13 protein-coding genes are annotated in these 14,193 nt (G+C 53.9%); 10 read left to right on the forward strand and 3 right to left on the reverse strand.

Annotated features, from left to right (window positions below):
• Positions 1-70 precede the first annotated feature (70 nt).
• Genes AB0A83_RS19085 through AB0A83_RS19100 form a run of 4 tightly spaced genes read left to right on the forward strand, consistent with a single transcriptional unit; the run spans position 71 to position 3,614 of the window.
• A complete protein-coding gene (locus tag AB0A83_RS19085; RefSeq protein ID WP_150051211.1) occupies positions 71-304 on the forward strand; it encodes an exodeoxyribonuclease VII small subunit in 234 nt (77 codons plus the stop codon).
• Positions 297-1,190: a (2E,6E)-farnesyl diphosphate synthase gene (gene ispA / locus AB0A83_RS19090; RefSeq protein WP_150051213.1), complete on the forward strand. Its 894-nt coding sequence runs from the start codon at positions 297-299 to the stop codon at positions 1,188-1,190. Before AB0A83_RS19085 ends, ispA begins: the two co-directional genes overlap by 8 nt.
• 34 nt (positions 1,191-1,224) lie before the next feature.
• The gene (gene dxs / locus AB0A83_RS19095; protein ID WP_150051216.1) at positions 1,225-3,084 is read left to right on the forward strand and encodes a 1-deoxy-D-xylulose-5-phosphate synthase; all 1,860 of its coding nucleotides are present in this window, start codon (positions 1,225-1,227) and stop codon (positions 3,082-3,084) included.
• A 14-nt stretch (positions 3,085-3,098) separates the two neighbouring features.
• Positions 3,099-3,614: an adenine phosphoribosyltransferase gene (locus AB0A83_RS19100; protein ID WP_150051218.1), complete on the forward strand. Its 516-nt coding sequence runs from the start codon at positions 3,099-3,101 to the stop codon at positions 3,612-3,614.
• 79 nt (positions 3,615-3,693) lie between these two features.
• Here AB0A83_RS19100 and AB0A83_RS19105 read toward each other — a convergent pair whose 3' ends face one another.
• The 3 genes from AB0A83_RS19105 to hpnH are packed head-to-tail and all read right to left on the reverse strand — an operon-like array spanning position 3,694 to position 6,460.
• A complete protein-coding gene (locus AB0A83_RS19105; protein ID WP_367154971.1) occupies positions 3,694-4,686 on the reverse strand; it encodes a VacJ family lipoprotein in 993 nt (330 codons plus the stop codon).
• Between the two features lie 20 nt (positions 4,687-4,706).
• Positions 4,707-5,309 carry an ABC transporter substrate-binding protein gene (locus AB0A83_RS19110; protein WP_150051222.1) on the reverse strand — a complete coding sequence of 201 codons (603 nt, stop codon included), beginning with the start codon at positions 5,307-5,309 and terminating at the stop codon, positions 4,707-4,709.
• Positions 5,310-5,359: 50 nt separating this feature from the next.
• Positions 5,360-6,460 (reverse strand): adenosyl-hopene transferase HpnH, encoded by a 1,101-nt coding sequence (hpnH, locus tag AB0A83_RS19115; protein ID WP_150051224.1) that lies wholly within the window; start codon positions 6,458-6,460, stop codon positions 5,360-5,362.
• Between the two features lie 453 nt (positions 6,461-6,913).
• On the opposite strand from hpnH, the gene AB0A83_RS19120 reads away from it, so the two are divergent.
• The 6 genes from AB0A83_RS19120 (at position 6,914) to AB0A83_RS19145 (ending at position 14,191) form a co-directional block, all read left to right on the forward strand.
• Complete coding sequence (locus AB0A83_RS19120) at positions 6,914-8,005, forward strand: phytoene/squalene synthase family protein (RefSeq protein ID WP_150051226.1); 1,092 nt, start codon at positions 6,914-6,916, stop codon at positions 8,003-8,005.
• 9 nt (positions 8,006-8,014) lie between these two features.
• The gene (gene shc, locus AB0A83_RS19125) at positions 8,015-9,973 is read left to right on the forward strand and encodes a squalene--hopene cyclase (protein WP_367154972.1); all 1,959 of its coding nucleotides are present in this window, start codon (positions 8,015-8,017) and stop codon (positions 9,971-9,973) included.
• Positions 9,970-10,707 carry a phosphorylase gene (locus AB0A83_RS19130; protein WP_232056713.1) on the forward strand — a complete coding sequence of 246 codons (738 nt, stop codon included), beginning with the start codon at positions 9,970-9,972 and terminating at the stop codon, positions 10,705-10,707. Before shc ends, AB0A83_RS19130 begins: the two co-directional genes overlap by 4 nt.
• A 91-nt stretch (positions 10,708-10,798) precedes the next feature.
• A complete protein-coding gene (locus tag AB0A83_RS19135; protein WP_367154973.1) occupies positions 10,799-12,184 on the forward strand; it encodes an aspartate aminotransferase family protein in 1,386 nt (461 codons plus the stop codon).
• Positions 12,185-12,196: 12 nt separating this feature from the next.
• Positions 12,197-12,556, forward strand: a complete 360-nt coding sequence (locus tag AB0A83_RS19140) for a copper resistance CopC family protein (RefSeq protein ID WP_150051232.1) — start codon at positions 12,197-12,199, stop codon at positions 12,554-12,556.
• Positions 12,557-12,559: 3 nt separating this feature from the next.
• Complete coding sequence (locus AB0A83_RS19145) at positions 12,560-14,191, forward strand: CopD family protein (protein WP_150051234.1); 1,632 nt, start codon at positions 12,560-12,562, stop codon at positions 14,189-14,191.
• Positions 14,192-14,193 lie beyond the last annotated feature (2 nt).

A 14,193-nucleotide genomic window follows, 5' to 3' on the forward strand; every position in this document is an offset into this window, starting at 1 on the left:
GCACACTGGCCAGAAAGCCAATTCATACTATAATGCTCGGTCATTTTTTTAGCACTGCGGCGCGCATATCATGTCTAGACGCAAAAGCGCTTCCCAATTCGAAGAGGCGATGGAAGAACTGCAAAAACTGGTGGAGCAAATGGAACGGGGCGATCTTTCCCTGGAAGAATCGCTGAAAGCGTTCGAACGCGGCATCAAATTGACTCGCACCTGCCAACAAGCCTTGCAAGACGCCGAACAAAAAGTCCAAATCCTATTAGAAAAAAACGGCCAACAAACTCTGGAGCCCTTTAACGATGAGTAATTTAAAAGCCTACCTCAGCGCCTGCCAGAATCGCATCGAGCGTGCGCTGGACGCTCGCTTGCCCGGCGACAACATCCTGCCGCAACAACTGCATCAAGCCATGCGTTATTCGGTACTGAACGGCGGCAAACGCATGCGCCCGTTATTGACTTACGCCACCGGACAAGCCTTGGGCTTAAGCGAAGACGTATTGGATGCCCCCGCCTGCGCCGTGGAATTCATTCACGTTTACTCATTGATTCACGATGACCTGCCGGCAATGGACAACGACGATCTGCGCCGCGGCAAACCCACTTGCCATAAAGCCTTCGACGAAGCGACCGCCATTTTAGCCGGCGACGCCCTGCAAGCCTTGGCCTTCGAAATCCTGGCCCACGACGCCGGCATCCGGGTAGATGCGTCCGCACGCTTGCAAATGATCAACACGTTGGCCAGAGCCGGCGGTTCTCAAGGCATGGTAGGCGGCCAAGCCATAGACCTCGGCTCGGTGGGCCGGACATTGAGTTTGCCGGAACTGGAAAATATGCATATCCATAAAACCGGGGCGTTGATTCGGGCCAGCGTCAATCTGGCGGCCTGGTCCAAGCCGGATCTGGATACTGTAATAGCGAAAAAACTCGATCACTACGCCAAATGCATAGGCCTATCGTTTCAGGTTAAAGACGATATCCTGGATGTGGAAGCCGACACCGAGACTTTAGGCAAAACCCAGGGCAAGGATGCGGACAACGACAAACCGACCTATCCGGCGCTATTGGGCATGGCCGGCGCCAAGCAAAAAGCCCGGGAATTGCACGAACAAGCCGTCGCCAGTCTGAGCGATTTCGGCAGCGAAGCCGATTTGTTGCGCGATTTATCGCTTTACATCATCGAACGCACGCATTAAGCGGTCGCCCTCTTTTTAATTCTTTTAATTTTCGATGAGCCTTTCCGGAACTTATCCCTTACTGAACACCATTCAGTGCCCTGCGGACCTGCGCCAGCTGCCCAAGGACAAGCTGAGAGCCCTGGCCGACGAAGTACGCTGCTTTTTGACCCATTCGGTCAGCATCTCCGGCGGTCATTTCGCCGCCGGCCTGGGCACGGTGGAATTGACTGTGGCCTTGCACTACGTCTACAACACCCCGGTCGATCAACTGGTCTGGGACGTCGGCCATCAGGCGTATCCGCACAAGATTCTGACCGGCCGCAAAGACCGCATGACCACGATACGCACTCTGGGCGGGGTGTCGGCCTTCCCGTCCCGCGACGAGAGCGAGTACGACGCCTTCGGAGTCGGCCATTCCAGCACCTCGATCAGCGCCGCCTTGGGCATGGCCATCGCGTCGCAATTGCGCGGCGAAGACAAGAAAATGGTGGCCATCATCGGCGACGGCTCCATCACCGGCGGCATGGCTTACGAGGCGATGAACCACGCCGGCGACGTCAACGCCAATCTGCTGGTGATTTTGAACGACAACGACATGTCGATTTCCCCGCCGGTCGGGGCGATGAACAATTACTTGACCAAAGTGTTGTCCAGCAAGTTGTATTCGTCGGTGCGCGAGGAGAGCAAGAAAGCCTTGTCCGGCATGCCCAGCGTGTGGGAATTGGCCCGCAAAGCCGAGGAACACGTCAAAGGCATGATCGTGCCGGGTACCTTGTTCGAAGAATTGGGCTTCAATTATTTCGGCCCGATCGACGGCCACGATCTGGAGGTGTTGGTCTCCACCCTGGAAAATCTGAAAAACATCCCCGGTCCGGTGTTTTTGCACGTGGTGACTAAAAAAGGCAAGGGGTTCGCGCCGGCCGAGAAAGATCCTTTGGCCTACCACGGCGTGCCGGCCTTCGACCCGACCAAGGATTGCCTGCCGAAAAGCCAGGCCGGCCAGCCGACCTACACCGAGGTGTTCGGCCGCTGGCTGTGCGACATGGCCGCCAAGGACGAGCGTCTGCTCGGCATTACGCCGGCAATGCGCGAAGGTTCGGGCTTGGTGGCGTTTTCCCAAAAATACCCGAAGCGCTATTTCGACGTGGCCATCGCCGAACAGCACGCGGTGACGCTGGCCGCCGGCCAGGCCTGCCAGGGCGCCAAGCCGGTGCTGGCGATTTATTCGACGTTTTTGCAACGCGGCTACGACCAATTGATCCACGACGTGGCTTTGCAGAATCTGGACGTGTTGTTCGCACTGGACAGGGCCGGCTTGGTCGGCCCGGACGGCCCGACCCACGCCGGCGCCTTCGATTTCAGCTATTTGCGCTGCATTCCGAATATGCTGATCATGGCCCCGGCCGACGAAAACGAGTGCCGGCAGATGCTGACCACCGGTTTCAACCACCCCGGCCCGGCGGCGGTGCGCTATCCGCGCGGCAAAGGCCCCGGCGTGGCGATAGACCCGGCCTTGACCGAATTGCCGATCGGTAAAGCGCACATCCGCCACCAGGGCGGGCGCATCGCGATTCTGGCCTGGGGCGCCATGGTGGCGCCGGCCGCGGAAGCCGGCCAGCCCTTGGGCGCTACCGTGGTCAACATGCGCTTCGTCAAACCCTTCGACCAGGCCTTGGTGCTGGAGCTGGCCAAAACCCACGAGGTGTTGGTGACCGTGGAGGAAAACGTCATCGCCGGCGGGGCCGGCAGCGCGATCCTGGAGTTTTTGCAAGCGCAGAAAATTCTGCTGCCGGTATTGAACATCGGTCTGCCGGACCGCTTCGTCGAGCAAGGCAGCCGCGAGGAGCTCTTGAGTCTGGTCGGCCTGGACTCTCAGGGCATTTCCGCTAAAATCCAGGCGTTCTGCGCTTGATAGATGGATAAAAAATGGAAAGACTTAAAAGCAAAATTCGCGACATTCCCGATTTCCCCAAGCCGGGTATCGTATTCAAAGACATCACGCCGCTAGTCAAGGACCCGGCCGCATTGCGCCTGGCCGTACATCAGCTATTACACCCGTTTTTGGGTAAAGACATCACCGCAGTAGCCGGTATGGAAGCGCGCGGTTTTATTTTCGGCTCTCTGGTGGCCTGGGAGCTCGGCATACCGTTCGTCCCGCTCAGAAAACCCGGCAAATTGCCGTACGACGTGCAAAGCGTCAGCTACGATTTGGAATACGGCTCGGCGGAATTACAAGTTCACATCGATGCCGTCGACAGTAGTGACCGGGTTTTGTTGATAGACGATTTACTCGCCACCGGTGGAACCGCAAAAGCCAGCTGCGAATTGTTGGAGAAATTAGGCGCCCAAATTGTCGCCTGCGCATTCGTAGTCGAGCTGGATTTTCTGCATGGGCGCGAATCGTTACGAAACTACCAGGTTCATTCGCTATTACATTATTGAAATTCCCGGCAGAAATAAACCACCGCCCATAAAAAAGACGCTTAAGCGTCTTTTTTATGGGCGGTGCCGGATAATCCACTTATCTACGCCGCTTCCGAACCGCTTGTTGGCCCAGCTTATCCATTTTGTCGGACGCGAGTTCAAATTGGTTTAAAGCCTGATCGACCGATTTGGACATTTGCTCGAACGCCTCGACAGTCGCATCGTTGCCGGCCTTAGTCGCTGGAACGGCTTGAACGGACGGAGCGGAATCTACATCGGCGTTACTTTTTTTTTTTGAGTCGCCAACCCCATTGTCTTCGTCGAGGGCGGCGTCGACGTCCAACTCGAGGGCGGACGCATCGGCCTCGCCGTCGTTAATCAAATGTTTTCGATACTGCAAAAAAGATTCGCGGGTGAAGACATAAGGGTCCAAAGCCGCTTCGTCGATAAAATTTAAGGCCCCTTCGGCGTTCGCGCGCTCGTTGATGCCTTCTATGATGCCGGTACCCGGCACATAAGTTCCCGGATTGGCGGCTTTATCGACGATGATGGCACCGCCGTCGCGCAAAGTAGTCGGTCCCAATACAGGCAACACCAAGTACGGCCCTTGATCGACCCCCCAAACCGCCAAAGTTTGCCCGAAGTCTTCAACGTTTTGTTGAAAACCTAAATCGCTTGCCACATCGAATAAACCAAGCATGCCTATTGTCGAATTGGTGGTAAAACGGCCGAGATCGGAAGCGCTCTGTGAAAACTTACCTTGTAATACGTCGTTTAATACGACGTTGATACCTTTCAGATTGTTAAAAAAATTAGTGACTCCCGTCTGCATAAAGTCGGGAGTCACAAAACGATAACCATCCGAGATGGGTTTAAGAAAATACTTGTCCAAGCCCATGTTAAATCCGTACATCGAACGGTTAAAACCTTCGTACGGATCTGCGGGAACGGAATTGGCTTCGCTAGCGAGATTGCCGCTCGACGGAGCCGTGTCGGTACTTGCGCATCCGGCCAATAAACTGGCTCCGAAACACACCACTACCGGCAACATCGAAATTTGGCGATTATCTGCGCAACTTGGAGTAAACATCTGCAGTGCTTCCTGACAACTTATTGTTTCGAGTAACTCTGAATCTTTTCTTTGATTTTCGCGATTAATGCGTCAAATCCTTCGCGATTCAATACACTGGTGTAATCCGAACGCTTTAAAGCCAAGTCGCTGACACCATCCGCTATTATATTGATAATCTGCCAGCCATCGTCTTTTTTCTTCATCATGTAATCGAACTTGACGTCCTTTTCGCCGGGAATCTTCAAGTTGGTATGTACGATCACGCCGCCGCGCCCGGTTTCTTCTTCGGAAACGAAATTGAACGATTCGCCCGAGAAATCCTTGAAATTATGCGCATAGGCAGACACGCTGAGCCGGCTGAACACATCCTCAAGCTGAGTTTGTTGCTCGGGCGTCAAGTCCTCCCACTGCTTACCGACCACGATACGGGCAATTTTGGGCAAATCATGGCTTTTCTTGACCGCTGCCTCCAGCTTGTCGTAACGCCCCTGAAAACCCAAGTCCTTGCCCTGCTTCATAACGTCTATCAATTGATTTTGGAATTCGTCCACCACCTGACGAGCCGCGATTTCTTCGGCAAACGGCGCCGCCGAAAAAAGCGTAAACAGTACGCTCAAGCCGATCATTATTGTTTTAAACATAACTGCCATTCTGTGCTAGAAAAAGTGGAAAAAACCTTATCGCAAGGCCGTTAAGATTCGACTTTGACCGGAATTTCAGCCAGCCTGGCATTGACTGTCGCGCCGAATTGCGGAACGACCTCCGGCACCATTTCACCCGTCGTCTTCGGCCCGCGAATATTAGCCCACAGCGCTTTCAACGGATTGGACAACGTATCTTCGACGGCAGTCGCTTCGTAACCGCAGTGCGCCATGCAATTAGCGCACTTAGGGTTTTTGACGGTGCCGTATTTATCCCAAGGCGTACTATCCAGCAATTCTTGAAAAGATGAAGCATTACCTTCGTCGGCCAACAAATAGCATGGCTTTTGCCACCCGAAGACATTCCGGGTCGGGTTTCCCCAAGGGGTGCAATTGTAGCTTTGATTACCGGCCAGAAAATCCAGATATAGCGAGGAGTGATTGAGTTTCCAGTTGCGGTTTTTGCCGATTTTGAAAATGCCGCGGAACAAATTTTTCACGTCCGCGCCTCTAATGAACACATCTTGTCTTGGCGCACGCTCGTAACTGAAACCCGGAGCAATGGTGACGCCTTCCACGCCGAGCGCCATGACGTAATCCAAAAATTCCGCCACTTCTTCCGGCGACTCGCCCTGAAACAAGGTGCAATTGACGGTAACCCTAAACCCTTTCCCCAGCGCCAGCTTGATCGCTTCGACGGCAATGTCGAACACCCCCTCCTGGCAAACCGAGGCATCGTGCCTATGCTTTAATCCGTCCAAATGCACGGAAAACGTCAAATAGGGCGAAGGCTTGTAGTCGTTGATGCGCTTTCTGAGCAACAAGGCATTGGTACACAAATAGACGAACTTCTTGCGCGCGACGATGCCTTCGACAATTTGCGGCATTTCCTTGTGAATTAAAGGCTCGCCGCCCGGAATGGAAACCATGGGCGCGCCGCACTCGTCGACCGCATCCAAACATTCCTGGACCGACAATCGCCTGTCTAGGATTTCGTCCGAATAGTCGATTTTCCCGCAACCGGCGCAAGCTAAATTGCAGCGAAACAACGGCTCCAGCATTAAAACCAAAGGGTATTTCTTAACGCCTTTCAGTTTTTGCTTGATCAGATAACTACCCACTGCCAACTGTTGACGTAACGGAACACTCACAACCTACTCTCCAAAACTATTGAATCGATTAGCATCGGCATGCTGTTAAAAAAAAACAACACCCCAAAACCAATGGCGATGAATCGAATTTAGTAGGAACTCTGCCTTAAATAAGGCAAAATAGCCCTCCTGATACGATTCGCTGTTGTTAGAATACTACTTTTTTTACATCTACTCCAGCGCAATTCAAAAAAAGCAACACAAGCGCCGAAAAAACATCAGACTAAAAACCGGTCTGCCGCACAAGCGCTTTACAGCTAATCGCCGCAAACTGGCGGGAAAAACCCTTTAAAAACAAAGAGAATACCCAACTACTCACGCCATACACACCGGAACGCTTACCCGCTAAACAATTTGCCCGCCACAAGATTTGCAGTAAAACAACAACACTTTGCAAATCACCAACAAAGCGACTATCATTTAGCCAGCTTATTAAGTTCACTTTATATGTTCATGAACGGATCTCAGCCAACGGCAGACAAACCGGAATCACTAACACAGCTTTCCGATAGCGAATTGCAAGCCACTTTGCTCGAAGGCGTGTCGCGCACGTTCGCACTAACCATTCCACAGCTGCCGTCCTCTCTATACCCTGCGGTCGCTAACGCTTACCTGCTCTGCCGTATTGTCGATACCATAGAGGACGAAGTGTCTCTGACCGCAGAACAGAAAAAACGTTTCTGCGCGGAATTTATCTCTGTCGTGAAAACCGGCCGGAATGCACAAGCGTTTGCCGATGAATTGGCACCCTTGTTATCGGAGCAAACCATACCGGCCGAACACAGCTTAATCAAACTGATTCCCAGAGTCATCGCCATCACCCATAGTCTGGATCAAGCTCAAATCGATGCTTTGGCCTGTTGCGTAGAAACCATGGCCGGCGGCATGCCCGTCTATCAAGCGCTGGATTTGCATGCAGGCTTGAAGACCATGAAAGACATGAACGACTACTGCTACTACGTGGCCGGTTGCGTCGGCGAAATGCTGGCCAAATTGTTCTGCCATTACTCGCCGGAGATCGACCGCCACAGAGAACAGCTATTGGCATTATCGGTATCATTCGGTCAAGGCCTGCAAATGACCAATATTTTGAAAGACATTTGGGACGACGCCCAACGCGGCGTATGTTGGCTGCCGCAAGACATCTTCACGGAAACCGGTTTCGATTTGGCGCATTTAACCCCGGAAACCGACGACCCCGGATTTCGCCAAGGCTTGCTGCACCTGATCGCGATAGCGCGCGGCCATCTGCAAAACGCCCTCACCTATACCCAATTGCTGCCCAGCCACGAAACCGGCATCCGCAATTTCTGCTTATGGGCACTCGGCATGGCGGTGCTGACCTTGAAAAAGATCAAACAACACCTGGATTTCAACGAATCCAACCAAGTCAAAATCAGCCGTAACAGCGTCAAAGCTACCATTGTCGCCAGCAAAATTTCCGCCAGGTACAACTGGTTGTTATCGCTCATCTTCAATTTCGCCAGCCGAGATCTGAAAACTCCCGGCTGGCACTATTTACCGGAATCGCACTCTGGACATTAAGGAATCGCCATGTTTACTGAATCCCCTGTCGAAACCAACAGCAACGAGTCGTTCAATTCCAGCAACACGCAAAAGACAGCCCGAATCGGTTTGAACAAAGCTATCGAGCGCGCACAAAACAAGCTGCTCAGCTTGCAACATTCCGCCGGTTATTGGGTATTCGAACTGGAGGCCGACTGCACCATTCCGTCCGAATACATCATGATGATGCATTACCTGGACGACATCGATTTAGAGTTACAACGGAAAATCGCCGTCTATTTGCGCAGCCGGCAAAATCCCGACGGCAGCTATCCGCTGTTCACGGGCGGCCCCGGCGACATCAGCTGCAGCGTTAAAACCTATTACGCGTTGAAAATGGCAGGCGACGACATCCATGCGCCGCACATGAAAAAATTGCGCGCCTGGATACTCGGCCAAGGCGGCGCGGCGCGCGCCAACGTGTTTGCCCGCATCGCACTAGCCATGTTCGAGCAACTGCCATGGCGCGGCGTACCGTATATCCCGGTCGAAATCATGCTGCTTCCATCCTGGTTCCCCTTCCATTTAGACAAAGTCTCTTATTGGTCGCGAACCGTGATGGTACCGTTGTTCATCCTATGCACCCTCAAAGCCAAGGCCAAGAATCCGCACAAAATCGACATTTTGGAATTGTTCGTCGTGCACCCGGACGAAGAGAAACATTATTTCCCGGAACGGACTTGGCTGAACAAACTGTTTTTAGCCCTGGACAAACTCGGCCGGGTAAGCGAACCCTTGATTCCTCAGCGGGTTCGCCAAGCGGCGATAGACAAGGCCGTTGCCTGGTTCACCGCAAGACTGAACGGCGAAGACGGCTTGGGCGGAATCTTTCCCGCCATGGTAAACGCTTACGAATCCATGCTTTTACTAGGCTATCCTAAAGACCACCCTCATGTGGTCGTTGCCCGCCAATCCATCGACAAATTGTTAGTGGTCAACGAACACGATGCTTATTGCCAACCCTGCTTGTCGCCGGTTTGGGATACCGGTTTAGCCAGTCTGGCACTGCTGGAAGCCGATAAATCCGCAAATGCCGCAGCATTGCACCGCGCCTACGACTGGCTGAAAAGCGTTCAACTTTCCGACGAACCCGGCGACTGGCAGATCAAGCGCCCGCAGCTGCCCGGCGGCGGCTGGGCATTCCAATTTGCCAATGCCTATTATCCGGACGTAGACGACACCGCCGTGGTCGCTTTTTCGATGGCGGAATCCGGCCAAGCCGGTTTGGACGAACCCATTGCCCGCGCTACCCGCTGGATTATCGGCATGCAGTCTAAAAACGGCGGCTACGGCGCCTTCGATGCCGACAATACCTGCTATTACCTGAACGAAATTCCGTTCGCGGACCACGGCGCCTTGCTGGATCCGCCTACCGTCGACGTCAGCGCCCGTTGCGCAATGTTGATGGCCAGAATGCGCAAAACCATGCCCGAGTGTTTGCCAGCCCTGCAGCGCACCATCGACTACATACGCAATGACCAGGAAGCGGACGGCTCCTGGTTCGGCCGCTGGGGAACCAATTATATTTACGGCACTTGGTCCACCCTGCTCGGATTGGAACAAACCGATCTGCCCAAGTCCGATCCGATGTACGTCAAAGCGGCCGCCTGGCTGAAAAGCGTACAACGCGAAGACGGCGGCTGGGGCGAAGACAATCTCAGCTACCACGACGACAGACAGTACCGCGGCCGTTACGATTTCAGTACCGCATTCCAAACTGCCTGGGCGGTATTAGGCTTGATCGCCGCCGGAGAAACGCACAGCCCGGAAGTTAAAGCCGGCATCGATTTTCTGCTCCGCAACCAGCAAGCCGACGGACTCTGGAACGACCCATGCTTTACCGCCCCCGGTTTTCCAAAAGTGTTTTATCTGAAATACCACGGCTACGACAAGTTTTTTCCGTTATGGGCGCTGGCCCGCTACCGTAACGAATTGGCAAAGCAGTGAACGTTGCCGAACAAACCGCGCCGTCGCTCCTGAATTTCTCAACCGGTCTGAACGGTATCGTCGTCGCGTTGCCCGAAGAATTGGCAACCCTGACCGGCCGCAAACTAAAACCGGGAAACGTGCAGCGCGATGGCAATAGCTTGCTTGCGCTCAGCGGAGCGGGACCTAAAAATGCGGAGCAAGCTACGCAGGCACTGATTGCGCACGGCGCGACACGCTTGATCAGTTGGGGATGCGCGGCCGGACTAAGCGATACGCTTAAGCCGGGCGATTTGGTTATTCCGGAATCCATCGTCACTCCCCAACAAGCGCTCGCTCCGAACCCAGCGCTACGTAGCGCCGCCATTGCGCAGCTGACTGGCGCTTGCAAGGTAATAAGCGACGATCTATACAGCGGCGGTGACTTAGTCACGCAAAGCAGTCAAAAGCGCAGCATCCATCAAAGCTACGGCGCAACAGCGTTAGACATGGAAAGCGCGGCGGTCGGCCGAGCCGCGCAAGCGGCCGGATTGCCTTTTCTGGCGATACGCAGCATTGCCGACCCGGCCCACATGGATCTACCGCCTGCCGTGTGCACCGCGCTGAATTCGCAGGGCCAAGTGGAGTTAAGTCGTCTGCTGTCCGCCTTGCTCAAAAACCCGCGGCAAATTCCGGCTCTAATCCGCTTAGGCTTATTTTTCCGCGCCGCACAGAAAACACTGAGCGCCGCAGCCCGATTATTGCACTTGCCGTAAATAGCCATGACCGCTGTTCATGGCCGGACTTTCCCGAACACCTAAGCGCTGCCTACCTAGTCCGTAGCAGCCGATTATCAAGAGGTATTAAATGTCTTTTAGCATTGCCGATCTTTTCGCTCAGCATTTCAACGAGAAGTTCGACCTACACGAGCATTATTTAAACAACCAAATGGTGCGGGTGCTGCGCACCATAGGTTACGACCGCAACTACAAACGGGCGCTCGGCCAATACCTTTACGACGAAAACGGCAACGAATACCTGGATTTACTGAGCGGTTTCGGGGTATTCGCCATCGGCCGCAACCACCCGACGGTAATCGGCGCGCTAACCGAAACCTTGACCTTGGAATTGCCGAACTTGGTGCAAATGGACGTCTCCTTGCTTAGCGGGCTGTTGGCTAAAGAAATATTGGCGACCTGCCCGGATAATTTGGACAAGATGTTTTTTTGCAATTCCGGCACGGAAGCGGTGGAAGCCGCCATCAAATTCGCCCGCTATACCACCAAGCGTTCGCGGGTGGTGTATTGCGAGCACGGCTACCACGGCCTGACCATGGGTTCGTTATCGCTGAACGGCGAAGAAATTTTCCGCGAAGGTTTCGGACCGCTGTTACCCGAATGCAGCGCCGTGCCGTTCAACGACTTGGCCGCGTTGGAGCGCGCGTTGAGCGGCAAAGACGTTGCGGCATTCATCGTCGAACCGATTCAAGGCAAAGGCGTCAACCTGCCGGACGACAACTATTTACCGGAAGTCGAAAGGCTGTGTAAAAAATACGGCACCTTGTTCGTGGCCGACGAAATCCAAACCGGCATCGGCCGCACCGGCAAATTCTGGGCGATAGAACACTGGGGCGTCAAACCGGACATGATTTTAATGGCCAAAGCCTTGTCCGGCGGCTTTGTGCCGGTCGGCGGCGTGGCGATGACCGCACACATCATGGACAGCGTATTCAATCGCATGGACAGAGCCGTGGTGCACGGCTCCACCTTTTCGAAAAACAACATGGCCATGGCGGCCGGCTTAGCCAGCTTGCACGTCATCCATGCGGAAAAATTGGTGGAAAATAGCGCCCGCGTCGGCGAGGACGTCATCGCCAGCATCAACGCGATGAGCGATAAATACGAATTTTTGAAAGAAGCCCGCGGCAAGGGCTCGATGATAGCCATCGAATTTCATTCGCCGAAGAGCTTGGGGCTAAAGGCGGCCTGGGCCATGCTGGAAGCCGCCAATAAAGGCTTGTTCTGCCAGATGATTACCATACCGTTATTTAAGGAACACCGGGTCCTCAGCCAAGTGGCCGGCCACGGTATGAACGTGGTCAAACTGCTGCCGCCGCTGAATCTGACGCCGAAAGACCGCGACTGGATAGTCGGCGCGATGGACAAAACCATTGCCGACACGCACAACGTCACCGGCTCGATTTGGACCTTGGGCAAAAACCTGGCCGGTCACGCTTTAAAAAACAAAAAATAAACAGGAAGTCCCATGCGCTTAATCAGCAAGCTAGTGTTTGTTTTATCTTTAATCACCAGCTGCGGCGTGCATGCACACGCAGTAGTCACCCACAATTCGCTGGCATTGAAACCGGTACCGGTCAATCAAGCCAGCCAAGTCGAGTTGTCTTTCAACTCCAAAGTCGAGCTGGATCTATCGGAAATTCATCTGGTCAGCGCCGGCGACAAGATGCAAGTCATCGAGGCCGTCCCCGGCGACAAACCCGGTAAAGTGCTGTTGAATCTACCGGCTTTAATGCCGGGCGAATACGCCATCAAACTGAAAGTTTTCGCCGCCGACGGCCATTTAAGCGAAGACTTGTTGCGTTTTTTTGTCAAACAACCCCAATAACGTATGGAAGGCATAGCTGATTACCTAGACTCTCTGATCGGCGGCATCGATCTGACGTTTTATTCGATCGCCATCGGCGGCCTACTGTGGGGCTGGTTGATTCTGAAACCCTGGGAAGACGAAACCCGTTTCAATAACGCGCTGTTGGAGAAAACCGTAGCGCTGATTCAATTCGGCAGCAAGGCGTTGATTTTTACCCAATTGTCGAAAATCGGCCTAAAAATCTGGCTGATGTCGGTTACCTTGGGCAAATCGCCGTTTCCGGCATTTTTCCATACCGTACAATTCAACGCCGGCATCGCCCGCGCCGCGTCCGCCGCCGTGTTGTTTTACTACGTCAAAACCGCTTTGAGCAAACACTTGCGTAGCGAACAACGCTGGCTGACCGCAAATGCCATTCTATTGCCGCTAGTCGTTTCCGCCGCTTGGCTGGTACACGGCGCCAGCCGCCTGGAAGACCGTGGTTTGTTGATGAGCATCACGGTCATCCATCAAATCGCCGCAGCGGCTTGGGTAGGCGGAATCTTTCAATTACTGGCGATTTGGCGCTTGAAAAAACGCAATCTGGTCGGCGTGGAATTATGGCCTGTCGTACTCAAGCGCTTCTCGGTATTGGGCGTAGGTGCCGTCGTGGTACTGCTGCTTACCGGTACACCGCTGGCCTGGTACTACATCCGCACCTTCCAAGGCTTTATCGGCGCCGGCTACGGCAACCTGTTGATGGTGAAAATCATGATGATGGGGCTAGCCTTGGGCTTCGCCTGGCTAAACCGCCAAGCCGTGGTCGAATTTTTCGAAAGTCGCAGCCTTTACACCTTAACCGCTAAAGTTCCGTACTACATCGAAGCGGAAACCTTGGTGCTGTTGACCATATTGTTCACCGCCGCCAGTTTGGCCTCGCAACCGCCTTCCATGGACATCCCCAGTCTTACCGCAACTTGGCAAGAAGTGTTAGGCATGTTCGAGCCGCGCCTTCCGCGCTACACCTCACCCAGCCACGAAGCGCTATTGGCCGGCGAACCCGGCCGGGTGGCGATTGTCGGCCAAGTACCGTCGGAAGCCGCTACCGCTTGGTCGGACTACAACCATAATATCTCCGGCATTTTCCTAACCACGATGAGCTTTTTCGCCATGCTGTCGTATTCGGCGCGTTTTCATCGCTGGGCGCGCTTTTGGCCGGTCGGTTTTATGCTGCTGGGAGTATTTTTATTTTTCCGTAGCGATGCGGAAACCTGGCCGCTAGGACCCATAGGTTTTTGGGACAGTACCTTCAACAACGGCGAGGTGCTGCAACATAGAATCGCCACCTTTTTGGTATTCGGCCTGGGTTGGATGGAAATCAAAGCCCGCATTGCCAAAGAACCGGGAATGCTGCCGTTCGTTTTTCCGTTACTGGCGGCTTTCGGCGGCATGATGCTATTGGCCCATTCCCATGTCGGGTTCGAACCTAAAACCGCATTTTTGATTCAAGTGGGGCATACGCTGATGGGCGTATTCTCCTTGATCCTTGCATGCGGCCGCTGGCTGGAATTGAAATTGGATGCTCCTGGCAAAAACATCGCCGGCTTCATCTCAGTGTTCGCCCTGTTTCAGATAGGCATCGTCCTGATGTTCTATCGTGAACCCTTGTACTGATT

The sequence above is a fragment of the Methylomonas sp. HYX-M1 genome, from assembly GCF_040741385.1.
Lineage (GTDB): Bacteria > Pseudomonadota > Gammaproteobacteria > Methylococcales > Methylomonadaceae > Methylomonas > Methylomonas rhizoryzae.

Bases quoted from the DNA above. Each gene is read 5' to 3' on its own strand.
- AB0A83_RS19085 (WP_150051211.1), top strand. From the start codon at position 71: ATGTCTAGACGCAAAAGCGCTTCCCAATTCGAAGAGGCGATGGAAGAA.
- ispA (WP_150051213.1), top strand. From the start codon at position 297: ATGAGTAATTTAAAAGCCTACCTCAGCGCCTGCCAGAATCGCATCGAG.
- dxs (WP_150051216.1), top strand. From the start codon at position 1,225: ATGAGCCTTTCCGGAACTTATCCCTTACTGAACACCATTCAGTGCCCT.
- AB0A83_RS19100 (WP_150051218.1), top strand. From the start codon at position 3,099: ATGGAAAGACTTAAAAGCAAAATTCGCGACATTCCCGATTTCCCCAAG.
- AB0A83_RS19105 (WP_367154971.1), bottom strand. From the start codon at position 4,686: ATGTTTACTCCAAGTTGCGCAGATAATCGCCAAATTTCGATGTTGCCG.
- AB0A83_RS19110 (WP_150051222.1), bottom strand. From the start codon at position 5,309: ATGTTTAAAACAATAATGATCGGCTTGAGCGTACTGTTTACGCTTTTT.
- AB0A83_RS19120 (WP_150051226.1), top strand. From the start codon at position 6,914: ATGAACGGATCTCAGCCAACGGCAGACAAACCGGAATCACTAACACAG.
- shc (WP_367154972.1), top strand. From the start codon at position 8,015: ATGTTTACTGAATCCCCTGTCGAAACCAACAGCAACGAGTCGTTCAAT.
- AB0A83_RS19135 (WP_367154973.1), top strand. From the start codon at position 10,799: ATGTCTTTTAGCATTGCCGATCTTTTCGCTCAGCATTTCAACGAGAAG.
- AB0A83_RS19140 (WP_150051232.1), top strand. From the start codon at position 12,197: ATGCGCTTAATCAGCAAGCTAGTGTTTGTTTTATCTTTAATCACCAGC.
- AB0A83_RS19145 (WP_150051234.1), top strand. From the start codon at position 12,560: ATGGAAGGCATAGCTGATTACCTAGACTCTCTGATCGGCGGCATCGAT.